Below are 20,256 nucleotides of genomic sequence, written 5' to 3'. Positions count from 1 at the left end.
GCTCCGCCTGCCCCGAGAGGCGGCGCCGCTCAGCCCAGTTCCGCCAGCGTCGCGGGGATCAGCTCGCGCAGCAACCCGCCGCCGACGCGGTCGTGCTCGTCCTCCACGCTCCCGCCGGTGGCCAGCGCCCGGCGGTAGGCCGCCCGCTCCGCCTCCCCCGGGTACGGCAGCGCGGTCAGGGCGCACGCCAGCCGGATCCGCCCGTCGTCCCGCCGGTCGACGGTGACCACGTGGGTCCGCAGCCAGCTCTCGTCGGCCCCGCCGAACCAGCCGCACTTCACCGCGACCTCGCCGGGGAACAGCTCCCGCACCCCGAAGGTCTGCGTGGCGGCCACCATCCACTGCAGGATGCGCTGCGCGTCGCGGTCGCCGAACGACCCCGCCTGGGCCAGCGCCGCGTAGGCGGTGACCACCTCGGAGGCGGCCACCTCGACCGACCCGAACGAGGCCGGATCGGTGCTCGGCGGCGCCCAGCGCACCCCGGTGCGCTCGGCGAGGCGGTCGAGGATCACCAGCGGCCCGGTGCCCAGCCACAGCCGCAGCGTGTCGGCGTTCGACGACTCGACCACCGCGGGCTCGGCCGCCGAGGCCCACTCGGGGGTCCGGTCGGCCACCCAGGCGTAGAGCGGCTTGAGCAGCGAGGCGCAGCGCAGGCGCTGGTTGCCGAGACGGAACCCGGCGGCTCTGGCGGGCCCGCCGTACCCGGTGACCAGCCCGGCGGCCTGCACGGCGGCGCCGGGGTCGAGGTCGCGCACCAGCGCGTCGAAACTCATGGCGTCACCGTAGAGCATGCGGAAAGAACTCGTCCGCAATGCTGGTTAGCGTGGGCCCGTGAACTTCTCCTGGAGCCAGGTCTCCGCCCGCCGTCTTGCCCGCCACCACCTGTCCGCCCCTGCCGAGGGGCTGCCGCTCGCCGAGGTGGTGCGGCGCATGGGCAGCACGCACGCCCAGGTGATGTCCGCCGCCGAGCTCGGGCTGGGCCTGCGGAGCAAGGGTGCGACGCGGCAGAGCGTGCGCGAGGCGCTGTGGCAGGAGCGCAGCCTGGTCAAGACGTTCGGGCCGCGTGGCACCGTGCACCTGCTGCCGGCGGAGGACCTGCCGGTCTGGCTGGGCGCGTTGTCGGCCCTGCCGTCCGCCACGGCGGCCACGCCGGAGATGCGGATGTCGGCCGAGCAGGTCGAGGCGGTGATCGCGGCGATCGGCGAGGCGCTGGACGGCCAGGAGCTGACCGTCGACGAGCTCGACGCCGAGGTGGTCGCGCGCACCGGGCCGTGGGCGGGCGACCTGGTGATGCCGGCCTTCCAGGGGTGGTGGCCGCGCTGGCGGCAGGTGATCTCGGTGGCCGCGCACCGCGGCGTGCTCGCCTTCGGCGCCGGCCGTGGCCGCAAGGTCACCTACGTCAACCCGCGGATCGAGCCGGCGCCGGCCGACTCGTCCCTGGAGCAGGTGGCGACCTGGTTCCTGCACGCCTTCGGCCCGGCGACCCCGGAGCGCTTCGCGCACTTCATGAACGCGCCCAAGCCGCTCGGCCGCGCCGTGTTCGACCGGCTCGACCTGGAGGCGGTCACCGTCGAGGGCCGGCCGGCGGTGGTGGCGCGCGGCGACCTGTGGGTGCCGGACGAGCCGCCGTCGGGGGTGCTGCTCCTGCCGTACTTCGACTACTACAGCTATGCCGTCGGCAACGACAAGGAGCTGCTGCACCCCGGCCCGGCGGCCGAGCGCGTCATGGGCAAGAACTTCCAGACGCTGATCGTGGACGGGGTGGTGGCCGGGCTCTGGCACCAGAAGCGGTCGGGCAGCCGGCTGGCGGTCACCGTGGAGGCGCTGACCGCGGTCGACCTCGACCTGCTGGAGGAGCAGGTCATCCGGGTCGGTGAGATCATGGAGGCCCGGCCCACGCTGACCCTCGGCCCGGTGACCGTCGGCGGCCACGCCTGAGGCGGGGGCCACCCCTACCGCGGCACGGGGGATGGCACCCTGGCGGATCGGGCGGAAAGCCGGATCGATGAGGGGGCGCGCCCTTCCTACCGTGAGGTCATGACACTCGCCTGGGCAGGTCTGACCTTCCTCCTCACCGCGCTGGGAGCCTTATGGCTCCACCTCACCGGCCAGGGGCCGCGTGACCTCTCGCCGGCGGTCATCCTGATCGCCGTCTCGCCGAGCCTGGCCGCCTTCGCCGTCGCCGCCTGCACCGGGCGGCTGCGCGCGCTGGCGCGCCAGGCGCTCGACTGGCGGCACCACTGGGGCTGGTACGTCCTGGTGCTGCTCGCCCCGATCGCCATCGCGCTGACCATCGACGCCGTGTTCGCGCTGCGGCACGGCGCGGCCCCGGCGCAGTGGCTGCTGCTGCCGGGGCTGGCCGTGCTCGGCCCGCTGCTGACCGGCCCGCTGGGCGAGGAGTTCGGCTGGCGGGGCTTCGGCGGGCCGCTGCTGGAGCGGCGCTACTCCTGGCTGACCGCGTCGGTGATCATCGGCCTGCTGTGGACCACCTGGCACCTGTGGCCGATCTTCAACGCCCAGGGCGGCGAGAGCGCCGTGGACGTGGTGCAGAGCCTGGTCAGGCTGGTGTCCACCGCGGTGATCTACGCCTGGCTGTACCGGCGCACCGGCCTGCCCGTGGTGCTGGTCGCGCACTTCGGCCACAACCTGTCCGTCGAGCTCATGCCGGCCGAGGTGATCGGCTCCGACCTGGGCGCGCTCACCCTGGCCGCGATCTACCTGGTGCTGGCGGTCACGCTGGTCACAGTGACCGGTCGGCGGGACCGTCGTAGTGTTCCGGTCCCTGCATAGCCAGGTCCAGCGGCTGCACCATCGGCGAGTTGGACGAGGCGCGCCAGCCCTTCTCGCGGGTCATCTCCTCGATCGAGTGCGCGCACAGGGACAACGAGCGGCAGACGATGAACAGCGCCTTGAGCTGGAGCGGCTCGTAGCCCATGTCGAGGCCGATGCAGCCCATCGAGCCGGGCCCGTTGATCCAGATCCGGCGGCCGAACACCTCCTCGGTGGCCTCCTCCATGGCCCGCGCGATGCGCACGTACCGCCCGGTGATGCCGAGCTTGTCCGACAGCTCCATCAGCCGGGCGGTCCGCGGGTCGCGGATGTGCTGGGCGTGGTGGAAGCCGGCCATGCGCTCCCGGCGGGCGCGCATCTCGGCGACGGTACGGCGAGCCGCCTCCTCGTCGCCGATGCCCTCCTCCTCCGCCCGGCGGCCGACGCCGAGGAAGAGCTCGGCCGGCCGGTCGGCGGTGCCGTGCAGGCGGCCGATGCCGGCGACGCCCGCGGCGACCGCGGAGTTGAGCTCGGCGCCGCCGGAGGTGGCGAAGCGCACGGTGGCCGAGGAGGGCGACATGGCGTGCTCGGCCATGTTGACCATGATCGCGTCGGTCATCCGGCCGACCTCGGGCGTCGGCAGCTCACCCTTGAGCACGAGGTGGAAGTGCTCGGCGAAGGTGATCGAGCCGGTCAGCTCGTTGACGTCGTAGCCGCGGACCACGATGCGGTCCTTGTTCTTCCACGCGATCGCGGTCTCCCACGCGAAGGGCTTCTTGTCGCTCAACGGGTTTTCCTTTCCGGGAAGTACACGCACGCCGGGTCGATCTCCTCGCGCAGCAGGCGGATCTCTTCGGGGTCCGGTAGGACCACCGTGTCCAGCGAGTCACGAAATTTCGGGATGAAGCCGGTGTTGTCGAGCACGTCCTGCGCGCTCGCCCCCGGCATGAGCGCGGTCACGGTGAGGGCCGAGTCCTCGGCCTCCATGACGCACAGGGTGGTGACGACCTTGACCTTCAGCGGCCCGAGGCCCGCCTTGGCCCGTTCTCCGGGGCCGCCGAGGAAGCCGGGGCTGGTGACGTAGTCGCAGCGGGCCGGGAAGCGCCGCCGCTCGTGGTCGGTGAGCACGACGACCTGGCCGCAGTGGCTGGCGATGTCGTTGGCGCCGCCGCTGCCGGGCAGCCGCTTGCCGGCCACCCAGGTGGAGTTGATGTTGCCGAACTCGTCCACCTGCGCGCCGCCCAGGAAGCCGGTGCGCACCAGGCCGCGCTGGACCATGCCGCCCAGCGCCTCGAAGAGGGTGCCGTGCCGGGAGGCGCCGTGCATCAGCCGCGGGTCGACGACCGAGACCGGCGTCGGCATCACCTTGGGGAAGATCACGCCGGACTCGATGACCAGCTTGGCGTCGGGCGCGTGGGTGCGCTGCGCCAGCGTCGCGGCCAGCAGCGGCAGCCCGGTGCCGACGATCACCAGGTCGCCGTCGCGGATCTGCCGGGCGCCCTCGACCACGAGCAGCTCTCGGGGCAGCGCGTTCACACCAGCCTCCTCATCTGCTCGGCCAGCTCGCGGCGCAGGTCGCCGGAGGCGTCACGGGTCTTCAGGTACTCCTCGAAGGAGGCGCCCAGGTTGGCCGCCAGCCAGCCGCGCACTCGCTCGTCGCCCTCGCGGCCGCGGGCCTGGTACTCCTTGATCTCGCCTTCGGCGAAGTCGTAGGCCCGGTAGACCGAGGTCGGGAAGGCGCCGTAGGGCTGCTCGACGACCGCGCTGACGTACGCCTCGGGGATGGTGACCTGCTCGGGCCGGTCGGCGAAGGCCCCGGCGGGCAGCACCTCCTCGGCGCTGACGATGGTCGCGTGCGCGGCACGCACCATGTCCACCTCGTGCGAGGTGACGCCCTCGATGACCACGTTGCCGTTCAGGTCGGCCCGGTTGGCGTGGATCAGCGCCACGTCCGGGCGCATCGCCCTGAGCAGGACCACCGGCCGGTTCTCGAACGGGTCGGCGCCCTCGCGGGCCACCCCGTCGCGCACCAGGTCGGCCAGCAGGTCGGTGCCGAGCAGGCTGCGCGTCGGCAGGTACGGCAGGCCGAGCGCCCCCGCGGCGAAGCGCGTGGCCATGGCCAGGTGGGAGTGGTCGCCCACGCTCACCTCGCCGCGCTCGACCGCCCGACGCCAGGCGAACAGCGTGCCGTACCGTTCGAGGTTGCCGGTGCCCTGCTCGGTGCGGGCCACCAGGCCGGCGGCCACCAGCATGTCGAGCGGGAGCGAGAGGTTGCAGCCGACCACGGTCAGCTCGCCGGGGCCCTGCCGGATCACCTCGTGGACCAGCGCCATCGGGCAGCGGTTGATGTTCTGGCCGCCCATGCCCAGCACGGCGCCGGGCCGGACGAAGCGGGAGACCGCCTCGGCGGCGGTCAGTAGCTTATGCACGCCGACCGCCACTCGGTGTAGAAGTCCCAGACCTGCGGCGAGCACTCGGGCGGCCCGAACTGCGACAGCTTGGCGCCCATGTGCGGCAGGTGCGCGTAGGCGCCGACGCCGGGGCGGTTGACGTGCAGCATGCCGGCCTCGAACCGCTCCAGCGCCTCGAACATGGTGGCCGGGTCCTGGGTGAAGATGGTGCCGCTCATGCCGTACCTGACGGAGTTGGAGATGCGCATGGCCTCGTCGAAGCCGTCGCAGTCGACCACGGACAGCACCGGGCCGAAGATCTCCTCCTGGGCGATCTCGCTGTCCCAGGGCACGTCGCGCAGGACGGTCGGCTCGACGTAGAAGCCGTTGCCGGGGGCGCGCCCGCCGCCGGTGGCGACCTTGGCGCCCGTCTCCTGGGCGGACTTGATCGCGTCGAGGCAGGCCTGCATGCGCGCCTCGTTGATCACCGGGCCGATGCTGGCGGACTCGTCGAAGCCGTAGCCGACGCGCAGCTTCGCGACCTCGGCGATCAGCTTGTCGAGGAAGGCCTCCTTGACCGCGCGGTCCACGATCACCCGGGAGGTCGCGCTGCACCGCTGGCCGGACTGGCCGAAGGCGCCGAAGGCGGCGGCCTTGGCCGCCTTGTCCAGGTCGGCGTCGGCCAGCACGATCACCGCGTTCTTGCCGCCCAGCTCCAGTTGGGTGCGGAGCAGGCGGGGAGCGCCGGCGGTGTGGATGCTCAGCCCGACCGGCAGCGAGCCGGTGAAGCTGATCCCGGCCACCTTGGGGTGAGCGACCAGCGCCTCGCCCGCGGCGATGTCGCCCTGCACCAGGTTGAGCACGCCGGCCGGCACGCCGGCGTCGGCGAAGGCCTCCACCAGCAGCGCGGCGGTCAGCGGGGTGAACGGCGACGGCTTGAGCACCGCGGCGCAGCCGGCCAGCAGCGCGGGCGCGACCTTCCACATCGGGATGGCCAGCGGGAAGTTCCAGGGCGTGATCAGGCCGACCACGCCGATCGGCGCGCGGAAGGTGTAGGAGAAGGTGCGGGGCTCCTCGGCGGGGAGGGTCTCTCCCTTGAGCCGGCGGCCCTCCCCCGCGGTGAAGTCGAGGATGGCCAGGGCCCGCTTGACCTCGCCGCGCGCCTCCTTGAGCAGTTTGCCCTGCTCGCGGGTGATCGCCTGGGCGAAGTCCTCGGCGCGCTCCTCGATCAGCCGCTCGGCGGCCCGCAGGAACTCGGCGCGCTTGATCGGTCCCAGGGCCTTCCAGGCGGGCATCGCCGCGGCCGCGGCCTCGACCGCGAGCTCCACGTCGGCCCCGCCGGACTCGGCGAAGTCCCCGAGGTGGTCGGAGAGGTCGCCGGGGTTGAGGTTCGGCCTGGTTTGCCCGCTCTCGGGGGCACGCCACTCCCCGCCGATGTGGTTGAGCAGGTAGTGACTCGCCATCGGGGTCCTTTCTGGATCTGTGTCTGGTACGGCACAGCCTCGCGGCAGGGCATCAACCGGACAAGTGACCGAAGACCGATCGCCGGTATAGGCAGCGGCTATACGCCTTTCCCTATAGCCCTCATAACAAAGTGCCCGGTTGGCCCCTTCAGCACGAAGGACTAGACATGCCGGGAAGCGACCTTCAGCAGCGCTGGCGCGAGTTCACCTGGAATTCAGGTGGAAGTCGGAATTTCCCCACCCGGCATAGTCCACCATTCGGGGCGATAACTCTCAAAAGGATGGAAATTATGAAGAACCTCCGAATAGGGGTGCTTGCCGTGTTCTCCGCGCTGACCCTGGCCGCCTGTGGCGGGTCGGGCGCCGGCGACTACGACTGGGGTGCCGCTCCGGACAGCTCGAAGATCGCCGCACAGGGCAAGGACCTGCCCACCTACGGCCTGGCCCCCGACTGGGCCAACTACGGCGAGGTCGTCAAGGCCTTCTGCGCCAAGCACGGCGCCTCCTGCGACCACAAGGACACCGACATGTCCTCCGCCGACGAGATCAAGGCCTTCGACGCCGAGAAGGACAAGCCGGTCGCCACCGCCAGCGACATCGGCCTGATGTGGGGGCCGGTCGCCGAGGCCAAGGGCGTCGTGCCGGCCTACCAGCCGCCGAACGCGAGCAAGCTCAAGGACTGGCAGAAGGGCAAGGGCGGCTGGGTCGCCACCTTCGTCGGCGCCCCCGCCTTCGTGGTCAACGTCGACAAGGTGCCGAACGCGCCCAAGACCTGGCAGGACCTGCTCAAGCCCGAGTACAAGGGCATGATCGCCATCAAGAACCCGGCCAGCTCCGGCACCGGCCAGTCGATGCTGGTGGCCGCCGCGGTAGCCGCCGGCGGCACCGTGGACAACCTCGGCCCCGGCTTCGACTACTTCAGGAAGCTCAAGGACTCCGGCAACCTGTCGGCGGCCAAGATGAGCGAGGACACCCTGGAGAAGGGCGAGGCCCCCATCCAGGTGAACTACGACTTCAACGGGCTGGCCCAGAAGGCCGCGCTCAAGGCCAAGAACGTCGACGTCGAGGTGATCATCCCGGCCGACGGCTCCGTCTGGGCGCCCTCCGGGCTGATGATCAACAAGTACAACACCGCCAAGGGCGACTTCCTCAAGGGCTTCCTCGACTACGTGCTGACCGACGAGGCGCAGATCCTGTTCGCCAAGTTCGGCGCCCGCCCGATCCGCGTCCTCAACGGCGACCTGCAGCTCCCGGCCGACGCCAAGGCCAACTGGCTGCCCGACGCCGCCTACGCGCCGGTCAAGGAGATCGAGATCACCAAGATCAACGTGGAGCAGATCGTCGCCGACTGGGAGGCGAAGGTTCTCGCGTGAGCGCAGGCACCTCCGAGCCCGTGGTGGCGGGGAACGCCGTGTCCCCGCCCCGTGCGGCCCTTCGCGTGAAGCGGTTCCTGCTCGCCTGGGGACCGGCCCTGCCCCTGCTGCTGTTCGCCTTCGCCATGCTGGTGCTGCCCGCCCTGCGGCTGCTGCACGACACCTTCGCGCTGCGCGACGGCGGCTACGGCCTCGACAACATCACCAAGGTCGCGGCCAACCCGGTCGACCGGCAGGCCATCGTGGGCTCGCTGGCCCTCGGCTTCGTGCAGGCGACCCTGGCCACCGCGATCGGCGCGCCCGCCGCCTGGCTGATCACCCGCATGCGGCTCGGCGGGCGGGCCTTCTGGCTCTCCCTGATGAACGTCGCCTCCAACTTCGCCGGCATCGGCCTGGCCTTCGGCTTCGTCGCGCTGATCGGCACGACCGGCATGCTGACGCTGCTCACCGGGCTGGAGTTCCCCTCGGCCGGCTCCTTCTCCGGGATGAACCTGGTCTACCTCTACTTCAACGTGCCGATGTTCGTGCTGCTCACGCTGCCGGCGCTGAGCGTGCTCAAGGACGACTGGCAGGAGGCCGCGGAGGTCTGCCGCGCCACCCGGTGGCAGTTCTGGCGCTACGTCGGGCTCCCGGTGCTCGGCCCGTTCATGACCGCCGGCTGGCTGCTCATCTTCACCTGGACCATCGGCGTCTACGCCGTCGCCTACGCGCTGGCCGCCTCCCCTGACTCGGTCAAGCTGATCACCCTGCAGATCGGCACCACCCTGGAGTCCAACGTCTTCGGTCTGGAGCGCGCGGCCGTGCTCAGCGTGCTGCTCATGCTCCTGGCCATCGGCTCGACGGCGCTCTACCGCCTGTCGCTCAAGCGCGCTGCGAGGTGGTTGTGACCCGCAAGACCTTCCTCGGCCTGCTCGCCGTCTACTTCGGCCTGCCGCTGCTGGCCGCGTTGCTGTACTCGGTGGCCACCCGCTGGACCGACACCCCGCTGCCCGACGGCTACACGCTGGAGCACTGGGCCAAGCTGGTCACCAAGCCCGACGTCGCCGCCGCGCTGGGCCGCTCGGTGCTGCTGTCGGTGGTCGTGGTGGCGATCAACATCGTGCTGGTCGTGCCCGCCGCCTACTGGTCGGTGGTGCACAACCCGAAGGTCGGCTCGATCATCCAGTCGGTCGCGGTGATCCCCTTCGCCGTGCCGTGGGTGGTCGTCGGCGCGGGCATCCAGCTCGTCACCGCCTCGGTGGCGCCCGACCTGTTCCGCACCTTCTGGCTGCTGGCCGCCTCGACCGCGGCGATCTCCTTCCCGTTCATGTACTGGGCGGTGGAGAGCGCGTTGCTGGCGGCGGGAGCCGTACAACTGTCCGAAGCGGCGGCCACCTGCGGGGCCACGCCCGGGCAGACGCTCGCCCGGGTGATCCTGCCCGCCGTCCGCGGCGGGGTCGTCTCCGGCTCGCTGCTGGTGGTCGCGACCGCGATGAACGAGTTCGCGCTGGCCAAGATCCTGGTGGGGGTCAGCTACGAGACCCTGCCGCTGTGGTCGGCGCGGCAGTTCGTCTCCCGCACGCTCAGCGACCCCAACGCGCTGGCCGTCATCACCGTCTTCACCTTCGGCTTCCTGTTCGCCATGTCCGCGCTGGTCGTGCGCCTCGGGCGGGGCCGGGTCACCACGATCGGAAGGACCCTTCGTTGAGCCACGTCGTCCTCGAAGGCATCACCAAGCGCTACGCCGGGCACACCGCGCTCAACGGCGTCTCGGTCAGCGTCGAGCAGGGCGAACTGCTCGCCCTGCTCGGCCCCTCCGGCTGCGGCAAGACCACGCTGCTGCGCTGCATCGCCGGGCTCACCGAGTTCGACACCGGCCGGCTGACCATCGGCGGCCAGGACATGACCGGCGTGCCCGCGCGCAAGCGGCCGATCGGCATGGTCTTCCAGTCCTACGCGCTCTTCCCCAACCTGACCGTGCGCGGCAACATCGCCTTCCCGCTGACCGTGCGCAAGCAGCCCAGCGCCGAGCGGGTGCAGGAGATGCTCGACCTGGTCGGCCTCGGCGAGCTCGGCGACCGGCTGCCAAACCAGTTGTCCGGCGGCCAGCAGCAGCGCGTCGCGCTGGCCCGCGCGCTGTCGCCGCGGCCCGAGGTGCTGCTGCTGGACGAGCCGCTGTCCGCGCTCGACGCGCAGGTACGGCACCGCCTCCGTGACGAGGTGCGGCGGATCCAGCACCAGGTGGGCATCACCACCGTCTTCGTCACCCACGACCAGTCGGAGGCGCTGGCCATCTCCGACCGGGTGGCGGTCATGAACGCCGGGGACATCGAGCAGTGCGCGCCGCCGGCGGCGATCTACACCGCGCCCAGCACCCGCTTCGCCGCCGGGTTCGTCGGTAACCGGAACACCCTGGAACTGCCCGCGGTGGACGGGCGGGTCGTCGCGGGGGGCGCCTTCGACGTGGCGGCTCCGGGTCCGGCGGAGCGGGTGTTGTGCATGTTCCGTCCCGAGGACGTCGAGCTGGCCGTGGACGGGCCCGGAGCGCGGGGGACGGTGGACGTCACGGTGTTCCTGGGGGCGACCACGCGGGTGTACACGCAGGTCGCGGTCAACGGGCAGCCGGCCACCGTCTTCGCCGACCTGTCCTCTCGGGCGGCGGCGCGGCTCGCGCCCGGCGACCCGGTCCGGGTCCGGGTGGCCGACGACCACGTCCAGGTCTTCCCCGCCTGAAGGCCGGCCGGGCTGTGCACCCGTATGGGAAGGCGGGCGCGGCCCTCGCCACCGCGCCCGCCTGGTTCTGGGGTCAGCCGCCGGCCAGTCGCTCGTCCACCTCGGCGGCCTTGACCCGGCCGAGGGCGCGCAGGGCCACGGCCCGGTTGGCGTGCAGGTCAGGGGCCGGAGCGAGCGCGATGGCCCGGTCGAGGTCGGCCACCGCCCCCGCCGCGTCCCCCTGCTCGAACCGCAGGACCGCCCGGTTGCCCCAGGCCGCGGCCAGCTCGGGCGCCCCGGCGATGGCCTGGTCGAAGGCCGCCCGAGCCGCCTCGAACCGCCCCGCCGCCGTCTCCACCTGCCCGAGGACGGCCAGCAGGTAGGGGTTGCCCGGCGCCACTTCCAGCCCGGCCTCCACGACCCCCTGCGCCTCCGCGTCCCGTCCCAGCCCGGCCAGCACCCCGGCCCGGTTGACGTAGGCGTCCACGTACTCGGGATCGAGCTCGATCACGTAGGCCAGATCGGCCAGCGCCTGCTCGACCCGCCCGAGGACCAGCCCCGCCTCGGCCCGGTTGTAGTACGCCTCCGGCAGCGGCGGCCCGAGCCGGATCGCCTGCTCGTAGTCGGCCAGCGCCTCCTCCGCGTGCCCCAGCTTGAGCAGCAGGTTGCCCCGGTCGAGGTAGTGGTCGGGCAACGCGACGCCGAGCGCCAGGGCCGCGCCGTACTCCTCCAGGGCCTCCTTGCCCTGCCCCCGAGCGGCCAGGAGCTGGGCGCGGTTGGCCAGCAGGACCATGCGGTGCACCGGGTGCCGCTCGCCTAGCTCGGCGGCCAGGGCGAGGGCGGAGTCGACCAGGTCGAGCGCCCGGTCCACCCGGCCTTCGCGGAACTCCACCAGCGCCAGCCCGTTGCGGTCGAAGCCCAGCTTGAAGGCGCGCTCGGCCGGGTCGGGCAGCAGAGTGGAGACGGCGATCGCCTGGTTGAGCCAGCCGCGGGCCCGGCCCAGGTCGCGGGTGGCCGGGTCGGGGTTGCGGGCGTCGAGCATGGCCAGGCCGTAGGCGCTGGCGGCGTGCATGGCCGGGTCCTGGCTGACGCGGCGCACCTGTTCCCACAGCCGGCCCGCCTCCTCGCGCCGCCCGAGTCCGCCCAGGGCGGTGGCGGTGCGCTGGGCGAAGTCCCACCAGCGGGCGCTGCCGGGTTCGGTGCGTTCCAGTCCGAGCGCGCCGAGTTCGGCGACGGCGTGCAGGAAGCCCTCCTGCGTGCAGCGGTCCACCTCGGCCCAGAGCCGGCCCGGCGTGCGGGTGTCGGGCGGAGCGGGCGGCCCGCCGGACCACACCTGGACGGCCAGCACGTCGGGCGGGATGCGGCGCGTCAGCACCGCGAGCAGTTCGAGGTCGGTCGGGTCGGCCTCGGCCGCGTTGCCGACCGCCAGCACCCGGCCCGGCGGCACGGCGGCGCGCACGAACTCGCAGAGCCCGTTGGCCAGCCGCAGGGTGCGGCGCGGGGCGGGCACGAGGATGCGTTCGTCGTCGGCCAGCCCGGCGGCCGGCCGGTCCCGGACGGCGGGCACCCGGTCACGCAGACCGGGTGCCGCCGCACGGATCTCGACGTCATGGGCCGCCACCAGATCGGCGGAACGTTCCAAGACGCCTGGGACCAGGTGGTGCAGCAGCGCGGCGGCGACGGTGTACGGGCCTTGGTGCCCCCGATGCGCATCGATCACGGGCAGCAGAAGCGGCGTGGACTCCCATCGGGCGGGCGGCGCACCCTGGACCCAACGGTGGACGCCGGTCACCCCTTGTGAATGACGCTGGCGGTCCCCGTGAGCTTCGCGGTTCCGGGCTTGCGAACGACGATTCTCTTCATCCCGCACCTCTCCTCTTGGGGATACGCTCCATTATTCGGACATTCCTACGAATATCAAGATTTATGCAAAACAAGTCCGATAGTGGTAGCGAAAATCCCCTAGGAGTCAGCAGCCGATAATCCCTTATCCGGACGTGCGCAACCACGCCACCCGGGGTGCCCGGTCACGCTCCGCATCCTCCAGCAGCCGGCACAGACAGCGACCGGACACCGTTACGGACCGGCAACAACCTCCCTTGCCCGAGGCCGAAGCCTCGCCCTGGGCAGCCTCGGCCGACTCGCGGGCGAGGGCCGAGGCCCGGACGATGAGCCGGTCGAGGCTGGGCTCGCGCCCGCCCTTCACGCTCATCCCGCGCCAGGGGCAGCCCTCGGCGTTCTCGCAGGTCGTCAACGCGACGAAAGGCGCCCGGGCGTCCTTGCCCAGGCGCAGCGGGTCCTCGCGGCGGCGGCGCAGGTCGGCCAGCACGCGTTTGGCCTTGCGCGAGACCGCCAGCACGTTCGGGTCGCCCGGCCTGGGCGGCCGGCGCCGTTGTCGAGGCGGTACGGCGAGCAGCATCGCCACCGCCGTGAGCCCGCCGCCCACCAGCAGCGTCCAGTGCAGCCGCTCGCCGAAGAAGGCCACCGACAACCCCGCCGCCCACAGGGGCTGGGAGGACATCAGGACCGCCGCGGGCACCGCCGAGACGTGCCGCTGGCCGTACGAGCGGGCGAGGAAGCCGAGCGCGCACGAGATCACCGACAGGTGCACCAGGATCAGCCAGTCGCCCGGCTGCTGCGGCAACTGGAGCCCGTCGGGGATGGCCACCCCGCCGGTGACCAGGCCGATCACGCCGAGCTGGATGACCGTGACAGCGTAGGCGTCGAACCTTTTCCTGGACATCGAGCCCAGCATCAGCGTGTGCACGGAGTAGAGGCCGGCCGCGCCGAGGGTGGCCGACAGGGCCACCGCGTCGAGCGTGCCGTCGCTGCCGCCCACCAGGGTGAACAGCGTCATCGAGGTGACGGCCAGCGCGACCGCGACCCAGATGCGCCGCGGCACCCGGGAGCGGAAGACGATCAGGCCGAGCAGAGGAGTGATCACGACGTTGCAGCCGACGGCGAAGCCGGAGACCGACGAGGTCAGCCCGCTCAGCCCCCAGGCCTGGGCGGATTGGCCGATGCCGAAGACGAGTCCGAGGATCGCCCCCTGGATCCAGGTCTCTCGAGAGAGCCCCCGCAGGCTGCCGGGCCGGATGAGGAAGAGCGTCAGAGCCGCGATCGAGTATCGCTCGGTCAGCAGGTCCGTGACCGGTAACCGAGCGATGAGCGAGTCCATCAGCGGGAAAGCCGACCCCCAGGCGGCGCTGACGAACAACAGAAGCACGGCTCCCGTGGAGGGTCGGGGAGCGGGCACGACTGCCATGCCAGGAAGCATGCCACTACGATTCGCAACCGGAGATGCACAGGCAGGAGCCCGGAGAGGATCCTCTACCACTCAGAGTGAAGGGCCTCACTCACAGGTTCGCTTAGCCCCATCCGTCTCGTTCAGCGAAACGGCCATATCGCCTGATTTCCGTCACGCACCAGTGACGCCGTCGACTCGCTCCCGCAACAGATCGGCGTGTCCGTTATGGCGGGCGTATTCACCGATCAGGTGAATATAGATGAAGCGAAGAGAATACGACACATCTCCCGAAGTAACGGTTTCGTCCAGTTCGCGGCCTGCGGTGATGGCGTCGCAGACCTCCCACTCCTTGATCAGCCCGGCGTACACCTCCTCGGCCCGCGCCGCGTCGGTGTCGTGGAAGTCGGCGCTCCAGTCGGCGTCGGTCTTGTAGGCGAAGTCCACCCGCTCCCCGGCGAAGCGGCGCCGGATCCAGATGCGCTCGACGTCGGTCAGGTGGCGGAGCAGCCCGAGCAGCGACATCTCCGAGGGCGGCACCGAGCGCTCGGCGAGCTGCTCGCCGTTCAGCCCGGCGCACTTGTGCAGGGTCGTCGCGCGATGCCAGTCCAGCAGGCCCCGCAGCAGATCGGGCTCGGCCGCGGCGAGCGAGCCGGACGGGCGTTCCACCTCAGGAGCAGTCCAGGTCATCGCCCCATCCTAGAATCAGGCGTGCGAATCGGAATCGTCGGCGTCGGGAACTGCGCCTCCTCACTCGTCCAGGGCTCCTTCCACCTGCCGGAGATCCGCTACACCAGCGCCTTCGACGTCACCCGCGACAAGGTCGGGCGCGACCTGTCGGAGGCCATCTGGGCCGAGCCGAACAACTCCCGCCGCTTCGCCGAGGTCCCCCACCTCGGCGTCCCGGTGCACGCCGGGCCGCTGGCCGACGGCTTCGCCCCCGCCCCGCACGCCGCCGGGGCGGGCCTGGAGGAGGTCGTCGCGCACCTGCGCGAGAGCGGCACCCGCATCCTGGTCAACTTCCTGCCCACCGGCAGCCAGCGGGCCGCCGAGCTGTACGCCGAGGCCGCGCTGCGGGCCGGTTGCGCCTTCGTCAACTGCATGCCCGCCGTCCTGGCCCGCTCCGCCGGCTGGGCCGGCCGCTTCGAGGCCGCCGGCCTGCCGCTCATCGGCGACGACCTGAAGAGCTCCTTCGGCGCCACCCTGGTGCAGCGGGCCATCGTCGACGCCCTGCAGCGCGGCGGCGTCCGCCTCAGCCGGGCCTACCAGCTCCTGGCCGGGGGCAACATGGACTTCCGCAACCTGGAGGACGCCGACCGGATGCGCAGCAAGCAGGCCACCAAGGCCACCGGCGCCGGTTTCGCCACCCATGTCGGGGCCTCCTACATCCCGTTCCTGGAGGACAGGAAGGTGGCCTTCATCCGGATCGAGGGCGAGGGTTTCGGCGACTCCCCGGTCGAGGTCGAGCTGCGCATGGTGGTGGAGGACTCCCCCAGCGCCGCCGGCAACGTCCTGGAAGCGGTACGGCAGGCCGACGAGGCCCTGCGCGAGGGCCGGGGCGGCCTGATGGGCGGCGAGCTGATGAAGGCCCCTGGCTCCTAGGCCCCGTCGGGCCCCAGCAGCCGGCGCAGGCTCTCCCGGTCGTTGACGCCGAGCTTCTGGTAGATGCTGGCCAGGTGGTTGGTCACGGTCCGCACGGAGATGGTGAACTGCCCGGCCACCGCCCGGTTGGTCAGCCCGCCGGCGACCGCGACGGCGATCTCGCGCTCCCGGCCGGTGAGGCTGGGCGCCGAGAGCCCGGCCAGCGCCGGGGTGCGCGCGCCCTGGCAGTTCCCGGCCAGCCCCCACGCGCGGGCCGCGGCGGCGCGGGCGGGCCGGTCCCAGCCGGCCTCCCCGAAGGCGCGGGCCGCCCCGGCCTCGGCCTCCGCCGCGTACAGCACCATCTCCAGCTCCTCGAACTCCTTGGCCACCTGCTCCAGCTCCTGCCCGGTGCGCGCGGCGGCGTGCCGGGCCAGCAGTCCGGCCAGGGGGCCGTCGACGCGGCAGGCCAGCTCAGCCAGCTCGTCGGCGACGAGCTCGGGGCGGCCGAGCCGTACGACGTCGTGCAGGGCGAACATCGCGTACGGCCACAGGCTCCGCTCCCGCATCCGTCCGGCCGTGGCCAGCGCCTCGGCCACCGCGCCGGCCAGGTTCCCCCGCGCGGCCAGCAGCCAGGGCCGCGCCTGCGCGACGGCGAAGTCGAGCCCGACCAGCGTGTTGCGCTCGCCGCGCTCCAGCGCCTGCGCGAGCGCCGCCTCGGCCACGTCGTGCTCGCCGAGGAGCGCCGCCGCGTGCGCCTGCTCCCCCAGCACCAGGCCGCCGGCGAAGGCGGTGCGCGGGTCGCCCAGCGACGCCTGGCCCTCCCGGGTGGCCAGCAGCGCCTCCCGTAGCCGGCCGCGCATCCGCAGCAGCATCGCGCGCTGGCCGCACCAGACCGCCATCGCGCGCCGCCAGGGCGCGCCAGGGGCGAGCAGCATCCGCCGCGCCTCCTCCGCCTGCCGCTCGGCCGCCCGCAGGTCCCCGGCGTAGGCCAGGGCGCTGACGCAGGCGGACTTGAACGAGGGCGCGCCCCCGGCGACCAGATCGCTCCAGGAGTCCCTGGCGGCGACGGCGGCCTCCGCGATGGCCACCGCCCGCCCGGTCTCGCCCAGGTGCGCCAGGGCGAGGGATTCGGCCATCCCCGCCGAGGCGTCGATCACCGGCGCGACCGGGCCGAGCGCGCGAAGCTCCGCCGTCTCCGCCAGCGCACCGGCGCAGTCGCCGCCGGAGACCAGGAAGACCGCCTTCAGCACCCGCAGGTACTGCTGCCAGAACGGCTCGCGCAGGCCGGCGACCGTCGCGGTGAGCAGGTCGGTCGCCTCGGCCGGGCGGCCGCGGCCCCAGGCCAGGCCGAGCGCCCTGGCGTAGACGTACAGGGCACGCTGGCGCTCGCCGGCCGGCTCCCCCGCGACCCGGTCGAGCACCTCGTCGGCCTCGTCGTACCGTTCCATGAAGTGCAGCACCACGGCCAGCCGGGCGGCCGCCTCGACGCCGCCACCGGCCTCGACCGCCGCGCGGCCCAGCCGGATCGCGCTCTCGTGGTCGAGCGCGGCCCAGGCCGTGGCCGCGGCGGTGCACAGGGGCTCGGGGTCGGCGTGGGCGCCGCCGTCCAGCCGCCAGACCGCCATGCGCAACGCGTCCTCGCGGCGACGGGCGCCGCTCGCCTCGGTGGCCTCCGCCAGGCGGCGCAGGATCCGGCGGCGGGCGCCCAGGCCGGTGGCGGCCCGGACCGCCTCGCCGTACAGGGGGTGGGCGGGGCGGACGGCGGCGCGGCGCCGGGTTCGGGTGATCTTGATCAGCCGCCTGGCCTCGACCCGGTCCACGGCTTCCTCCCCGGCCAGCCGGATCAGCAGGTCCAGGCCGAGCGGCTCGCCGAAGGCGGTGTACTCCAGCACGCCGCGCTCGGCGGCGTCCAGCAGGCCCAGGCGCGACTCGACCAGCTCGCTCAGCCGGGTGCCGAGCGTCCAGGAGCCGTGCCAGCTCCACAGGCCGTGCCGGCGGCTGAGCGTGCCGCTGTCCAGCCCGGCCAGCACGACCTCGCGCAGGAACAGCACGTTCCCCTCGGTCAGCCCGAAGAGCCGGTCGGCCGACTCGGAGGCGATCGGGCCGTCGAGCGCCCCGGCCAGGACGCGGGCCGACTCGGCGGGCGTGAACGGCGCCAGCTCCAGTCTCGGGAGCAGGTCGTCCTTCCACAGGGCGGTGACCGCGTCGACCGGGCGGGCGCCCTGCCGTACCGTCGCGACGATCCGGGCCTGGCGCTGCAGCGCCAGGTGCAGCACCAGCGCGGCCGAGGCCCGGTCGAGCAGGTGGGCGTCGTCCACGAAGAGCACCAGGCGGTGGGCGGGCGGCAGCGCCGCCGCCGCCCACGCGAACAGGTTGCCGCGCGGCCGCTCCCCCGCCGGCGGCGGTACGGCAGGCAGCGCGGCGGCGAAAGCCCCGAAGGGGATGCCCGCCGCGGCCTCGGTGCCGGCGACCCGGACCACGTCCGCGCCGGTCAGCTCGGCGACGGCCTCGGCGGCGAGCCGGGTCTTGCCCACCCCGGCCGCCCCGGAGATCACGATCCCCCGCCGGCTCCGCATCGCGAGCCCGACCCGGACCAGGTGTTCCTCCCGCGCTGTGAAGCGCCATGGACCCCGCATGCAAGGTGAGAGCCGCGGGCCGGGGATTTGATACAGGTCAGATGCGCGAGGGCACCGAGGAGAGAGGCTTCTCGCCGTAGACGACGACGAGGTCGCCGACCTGCTGGCGGCCGACCTCCTGCCAGCCGTGCCGCGCGTAGAGCGCGAGGGCGGCCGGCTGGTTGAGCGTGGTGTCGCCGCGCACGCGCTGGAAGCCCAGCTCGGCGGCGCGTTCCTCCAGGGCGGTGAGCATGGCGTCGCCGAAGCCGCGGCCCTGGAACTCCGGGTGCACCCGCAGCCGGCAGAGCTCGACGACGCCGGGCTCGATCGGCTTGAGCCCGCCCATGGCGACGACGCGCCGCTCGCACTCGCCGACCAGGAAGTCGCCGCCGGCGGCGAGGTAGAGCTCGTGGATGCGCGGGAAGTCGTCGTCGTAGTAGACGCCGTCGCCCGGGAAGAGCCCGACCCCGGCCAGGCAGACCTGGTGCAGGGCTTTGATGGTGTCGAGGTCGGACCAGCGATAACGCCGGATCTTCATCAGTCGTCTGCCCCTATCCGCAGTTGTTGCCGGTACCCCTCCATCAGGGGGTGGTCGCCGTGGCCGGCCTTGACCAGGGCGCGCTCCAGCTCGGTCGCGGGACGGATGATGAAGTCGGTCCGGTAGTCGGGAGTGAGCTGTTCCAGCGCGTCGATCCCGATCCGGATGGCCTCGTCGGCATCCCCTTCGATGAGCCGGCAGTGGGCACGGTCGAGCCGGATGAGCGTCTGGTCGAGGATGTGGTCCTGGTAGGCGTGGAGCGCCTGTTCGAGGACGACGTCGGCCTCCAGGGTCTGGCCCAGCTTGGTGAGCACGTCGCCCTGGTAGAAGTAGAGCTGCTTCTCGGTGTAGCCGAAGGCCATGTCGTGCTGCTCGTGGGCCTTCATGTGCGAGAAGGCCGCCCTGGCCCGGGACAGCGCCCGCTTGGCCTGGTCGACGACCTCCTTCTTGCTGTCGGTGCCGGAGAGCATGGCCAGTGCTCTGGCCTCGACGACCGGCGCCATCGCCTGCGCGGCGCACGGGGTCTGGCCGGCCAGGTCGCGGCTCTTCTTCGCCAGGTTGAGCGCCTCGCGGGCGTCGCCGTAGTAGAGCGGGACGAGCGCCTCGCGGGCGGTCACCCACGCGCGCAGCGCCCGGTCGCCGGTCTCGTCGGCGGCCAGGCGGCCGGTGCGGAAGAAGGAGCGGGCCTGGCGGTGGTCGCCCAGGTTGATCATGATCATGCCGCTCAGGCCGGAGAGCTGCGCCGACATCCGGCACAGCCGCTCGGCCAGGTCCACCGGCTGGCGGTGGGTCATCGCGTTGCGCACCGCGCTCAGTTCGAGCAGGACGTCGCAGAGCAGCCGCAGCGGCGCGGTCGTGGTGTACTGCCGGCCGAAGCTGAGCGTCGCCTCCTCCCACTGGTCGAGCATCGCCGGGGAGACGCTCGCGGAGACGAGCGTGTCGTCCATCCGCCGCCGGATGCCCTCCGTCGCCGCCAGCACCGTCGGGGTGAAGGAGGCCTTGGGATTGTTGGACAGAAGCTGTAAAAGCGTCCGGCGGAGGACGTTCTCGTCCTCCTCGGTCTCCGGCTCGACCGGCGGCGGCGTGGTCGGCAGCACCAGCATCGGATCGCGGGTCTGGTGGTAGGGCGCGCCGACGTTGTTCGGCAGCTCGCCACGGACCAGCCCGGGCATCCGGTGCCCGTGGCCGCAGATGCAGGGCCCGTCGTAGCCGAGCGAGATGGGCTCGACCCGGTAGACGGTGCACAGGTAGTGGAGGTACTCGGGACCGGGCCGCTTGAGCCCGCTCTCGTACGCCGACAGGAGCGTCTCACCGATGCCGGGCACCGGCTTCTCGTCCCGCTCGAACAGGGCACGCACCTGCTCGATGACGTCGGCCAGCGCGATGCCGTGCGACAGCCGGTGGGCCTTGATCTTGGTCGTGCCGAACTGCGGATTGCAGTTTTCCCAGATCTCCTCGGCTATCTGGGCGGACGATCGGCCGCCGGCCAGGCCCTTGGCCCGGACCCGCCGCGCGATCTCCGTCTCCCTGTGCTGCCTGCCGGACATCCACCGGCCCCTCTCACACGTGGCCACACGGTCCATAACCGATGA

Annotated in this window: 18 protein-coding genes; 7 read left to right on the top strand and 11 right to left on the bottom strand. The window is 72.5% G+C overall.

Features of this window, described 5'->3' with window-relative positions; all coding sequences use genetic code 11:
* Positions 1 to 29: 29 nt before the first annotated feature.
* Complete coding sequence (locus AB0I67_RS36415) at positions 30 to 773, bottom strand: hypothetical protein (protein WP_357933483.1); 744 nt, start codon at positions 771 to 773, stop codon at positions 30 to 32.
* A gap of 58 nt (positions 774 to 831) precedes the next feature.
* Here AB0I67_RS36415 and AB0I67_RS36410 point away from each other — a divergent pair, with 58 nt between their 5' ends.
* Both AB0I67_RS36410 and AB0I67_RS36405 read left to right on the top strand, forming a co-directional pair.
* The gene (locus tag AB0I67_RS36410; RefSeq protein ID WP_357933480.1) at positions 832 to 1,938 is read left to right on the top strand and encodes a winged helix DNA-binding domain-containing protein; all 1,107 of its coding nucleotides are present in this window, start codon (positions 832 to 834) and stop codon (positions 1,936 to 1,938) included.
* A 99-nt stretch (positions 1,939 to 2,037) separates the two neighbouring features.
* Positions 2,038 to 2,790 carry a CPBP family intramembrane glutamic endopeptidase gene (locus AB0I67_RS36405; RefSeq protein ID WP_357933478.1) on the top strand — a complete coding sequence of 251 codons (753 nt, stop codon included), beginning with the start codon at positions 2,038 to 2,040 and terminating at the stop codon, positions 2,788 to 2,790.
* Here the strand turns inward: AB0I67_RS36405 and AB0I67_RS36400 are convergent.
* The 4 genes from AB0I67_RS36400 to AB0I67_RS36385 are packed head-to-tail and all read right to left on the bottom strand — an operon-like array spanning position 2,741 to position 6,622.
* Positions 2,741 to 3,556: a citrate/2-methylcitrate synthase gene (locus AB0I67_RS36400; RefSeq protein WP_357933475.1), complete on the bottom strand. Its 816-nt coding sequence runs from the start codon at positions 3,554 to 3,556 to the stop codon at positions 2,741 to 2,743. The genes AB0I67_RS36405 and AB0I67_RS36400 overlap by 50 nt on opposite strands.
* The gene (locus AB0I67_RS36395; protein ID WP_357933472.1) at positions 3,553 to 4,305 is read right to left on the bottom strand and encodes a CoA-transferase; all 753 of its coding nucleotides are present in this window, start codon (positions 4,303 to 4,305) and stop codon (positions 3,553 to 3,555) included. The genes AB0I67_RS36400 and AB0I67_RS36395 overlap by 4 nt, the downstream gene beginning before the upstream one ends.
* On the bottom strand, positions 4,302 to 5,198 hold the full coding sequence (locus AB0I67_RS36390; RefSeq protein ID WP_357933470.1) for a CoA-transferase: 897 nt from the start codon (positions 5,196 to 5,198) through the stop codon (positions 4,302 to 4,304). The genes AB0I67_RS36395 and AB0I67_RS36390 overlap by 4 nt, the downstream gene beginning before the upstream one ends.
* Positions 5,183 to 6,622 (bottom strand): aldehyde dehydrogenase family protein, encoded by a 1,440-nt coding sequence (locus AB0I67_RS36385; RefSeq protein ID WP_357933467.1) that lies wholly within the window; start codon positions 6,620 to 6,622, stop codon positions 5,183 to 5,185. Before AB0I67_RS36385 ends, AB0I67_RS36390 begins: the two co-directional genes overlap by 16 nt.
* 290 nt (positions 6,623 to 6,912) lie before the next feature.
* Between AB0I67_RS36385 and AB0I67_RS36380 the strand changes: the two genes are divergently transcribed.
* The 4 genes from AB0I67_RS36380 to AB0I67_RS36365 are packed head-to-tail and all read left to right on the top strand — an operon-like array spanning position 6,913 to position 10,707.
* Positions 6,913 to 7,995: an extracellular solute-binding protein gene (locus AB0I67_RS36380; RefSeq protein WP_357933465.1), complete on the top strand. Its 1,083-nt coding sequence runs from the start codon at positions 6,913 to 6,915 to the stop codon at positions 7,993 to 7,995.
* Positions 7,992 to 8,882: an ABC transporter permease subunit gene (locus AB0I67_RS36375; RefSeq protein WP_357933462.1), complete on the top strand. Its 891-nt coding sequence runs from the start codon at positions 7,992 to 7,994 to the stop codon at positions 8,880 to 8,882. Before AB0I67_RS36380 ends, AB0I67_RS36375 begins: the two co-directional genes overlap by 4 nt.
* Positions 8,879 to 9,682: an ABC transporter permease subunit gene (locus tag AB0I67_RS36370; protein WP_357933460.1), complete on the top strand. Its 804-nt coding sequence runs from the start codon at positions 8,879 to 8,881 to the stop codon at positions 9,680 to 9,682. The genes AB0I67_RS36375 and AB0I67_RS36370 overlap by 4 nt, the downstream gene beginning before the upstream one ends.
* Entirely contained in the window at positions 9,679 to 10,707 is a 1,029-nt protein-coding gene (locus AB0I67_RS36365) for an ABC transporter ATP-binding protein (RefSeq protein ID WP_357933457.1), read from the top strand. Before AB0I67_RS36370 ends, AB0I67_RS36365 begins: the two co-directional genes overlap by 4 nt.
* 73 nt (positions 10,708 to 10,780) lie before the next feature.
* Here the strand turns inward: AB0I67_RS36365 and AB0I67_RS36360 are convergent, their stop codons facing one another.
* The 3 genes from AB0I67_RS36360 to AB0I67_RS36350 all read right to left on the bottom strand — a co-directional run bounded on the left by AB0I67_RS36360 (position 10,781) and on the right by AB0I67_RS36350 (position 14,620).
* Positions 10,781 to 12,406 (bottom strand): tetratricopeptide repeat protein, encoded by a 1,626-nt coding sequence (locus AB0I67_RS36360; RefSeq protein ID WP_357933454.1) that lies wholly within the window; start codon positions 12,404 to 12,406, stop codon positions 10,781 to 10,783.
* A 267-nt stretch (positions 12,407 to 12,673) separates the two neighbouring features.
* Positions 12,674 to 13,912, bottom strand: a complete 1,239-nt coding sequence (locus AB0I67_RS36355; RefSeq protein ID WP_357933451.1) for a DMT family transporter — start codon at positions 13,910 to 13,912, stop codon at positions 12,674 to 12,676.
* 192 nt (positions 13,913 to 14,104) lie between these two features.
* Positions 14,105 to 14,620, bottom strand: a complete 516-nt coding sequence (locus AB0I67_RS36350) for a DinB family protein (RefSeq protein WP_357933449.1) — start codon at positions 14,618 to 14,620, stop codon at positions 14,105 to 14,107.
* A gap of 21 nt (positions 14,621 to 14,641) precedes the next feature.
* On the opposite strand from AB0I67_RS36350, the gene AB0I67_RS36345 reads away from it, so the two are divergent.
* Positions 14,642 to 15,532 (top strand): inositol-3-phosphate synthase, encoded by an 891-nt coding sequence (locus AB0I67_RS36345; protein WP_357933446.1) that lies wholly within the window; start codon positions 14,642 to 14,644, stop codon positions 15,530 to 15,532.
* Here AB0I67_RS36345 and AB0I67_RS36340 read toward each other — a convergent pair.
* From AB0I67_RS36340 to AB0I67_RS36330, 3 genes are all read right to left on the bottom strand, one after another.
* Positions 15,529 to 18,087 (bottom strand): LuxR C-terminal-related transcriptional regulator, encoded by a 2,559-nt coding sequence (locus tag AB0I67_RS36340; protein WP_357933443.1) that lies wholly within the window; start codon positions 18,085 to 18,087, stop codon positions 15,529 to 15,531. The genes AB0I67_RS36345 and AB0I67_RS36340 overlap by 4 nt on opposite strands.
* Before the next feature lie 97 nt (positions 18,088 to 18,184).
* Positions 18,185 to 18,664 carry a GNAT family N-acetyltransferase gene (locus AB0I67_RS36335; protein ID WP_357933440.1) on the bottom strand — a complete coding sequence of 160 codons (480 nt, stop codon included), beginning with the start codon at positions 18,662 to 18,664 and terminating at the stop codon, positions 18,185 to 18,187.
* The gene (locus AB0I67_RS36330; protein ID WP_357933437.1) at positions 18,664 to 20,211 is read right to left on the bottom strand and encodes an XRE family transcriptional regulator; all 1,548 of its coding nucleotides are present in this window, start codon (positions 20,209 to 20,211) and stop codon (positions 18,664 to 18,666) included. Before AB0I67_RS36330 ends, AB0I67_RS36335 begins: the two co-directional genes overlap by 1 nt.
* Positions 20,212 to 20,256: the final 45 nt, after the last annotated feature.

The sequence above is a fragment of the Nonomuraea sp. NPDC050310 genome (assembly GCF_040655795.1).
GTDB lineage: Bacteria > Actinomycetota > Actinomycetes > Streptosporangiales > Streptosporangiaceae > Nonomuraea.
Note: the sequence above shows the minus strand (reverse complement) of the source record. Positions and strands in the feature narration are given on the sequence as shown.

What these genes read in the sequence shown, in the direction of transcription:
- AB0I67_RS36415 (WP_357933483.1), bottom strand. Translation starts at nt 773, where the DNA reads ATGAGTTTCGACGCGCTGGTGCGCGACCTCGACCCCGGCGCCGCCGTG.
- AB0I67_RS36350 (WP_357933449.1), bottom strand. Translation starts at nt 14,620, where the DNA reads ATGACCTGGACTGCTCCTGAGGTGGAACGCCCGTCCGGCTCGCTCGCC.
- AB0I67_RS36335 (WP_357933440.1), bottom strand. Translation starts at nt 18,664, where the DNA reads ATGAAGATCCGGCGTTATCGCTGGTCCGACCTCGACACCATCAAAGCC.
- AB0I67_RS36385 (WP_357933467.1), bottom strand. Translation starts at nt 6,622, where the DNA reads ATGGCGAGTCACTACCTGCTCAACCACATCGGCGGGGAGTGGCGTGCC.
- AB0I67_RS36380 (WP_357933465.1), top strand. Translation starts at nt 6,913, where the DNA reads ATGAAGAACCTCCGAATAGGGGTGCTTGCCGTGTTCTCCGCGCTGACC.
- AB0I67_RS36405 (WP_357933478.1), top strand. Translation starts at nt 2,038, where the DNA reads ATGACACTCGCCTGGGCAGGTCTGACCTTCCTCCTCACCGCGCTGGGA.
- AB0I67_RS36330 (WP_357933437.1), bottom strand. Translation starts at nt 20,211, where the DNA reads ATGTCCGGCAGGCAGCACAGGGAGACGGAGATCGCGCGGCGGGTCCGG.
- AB0I67_RS36340 (WP_357933443.1), bottom strand. Translation starts at nt 18,087, where the DNA reads ATGCGGAGCCGGCGGGGGATCGTGATCTCCGGGGCGGCCGGGGTGGGC.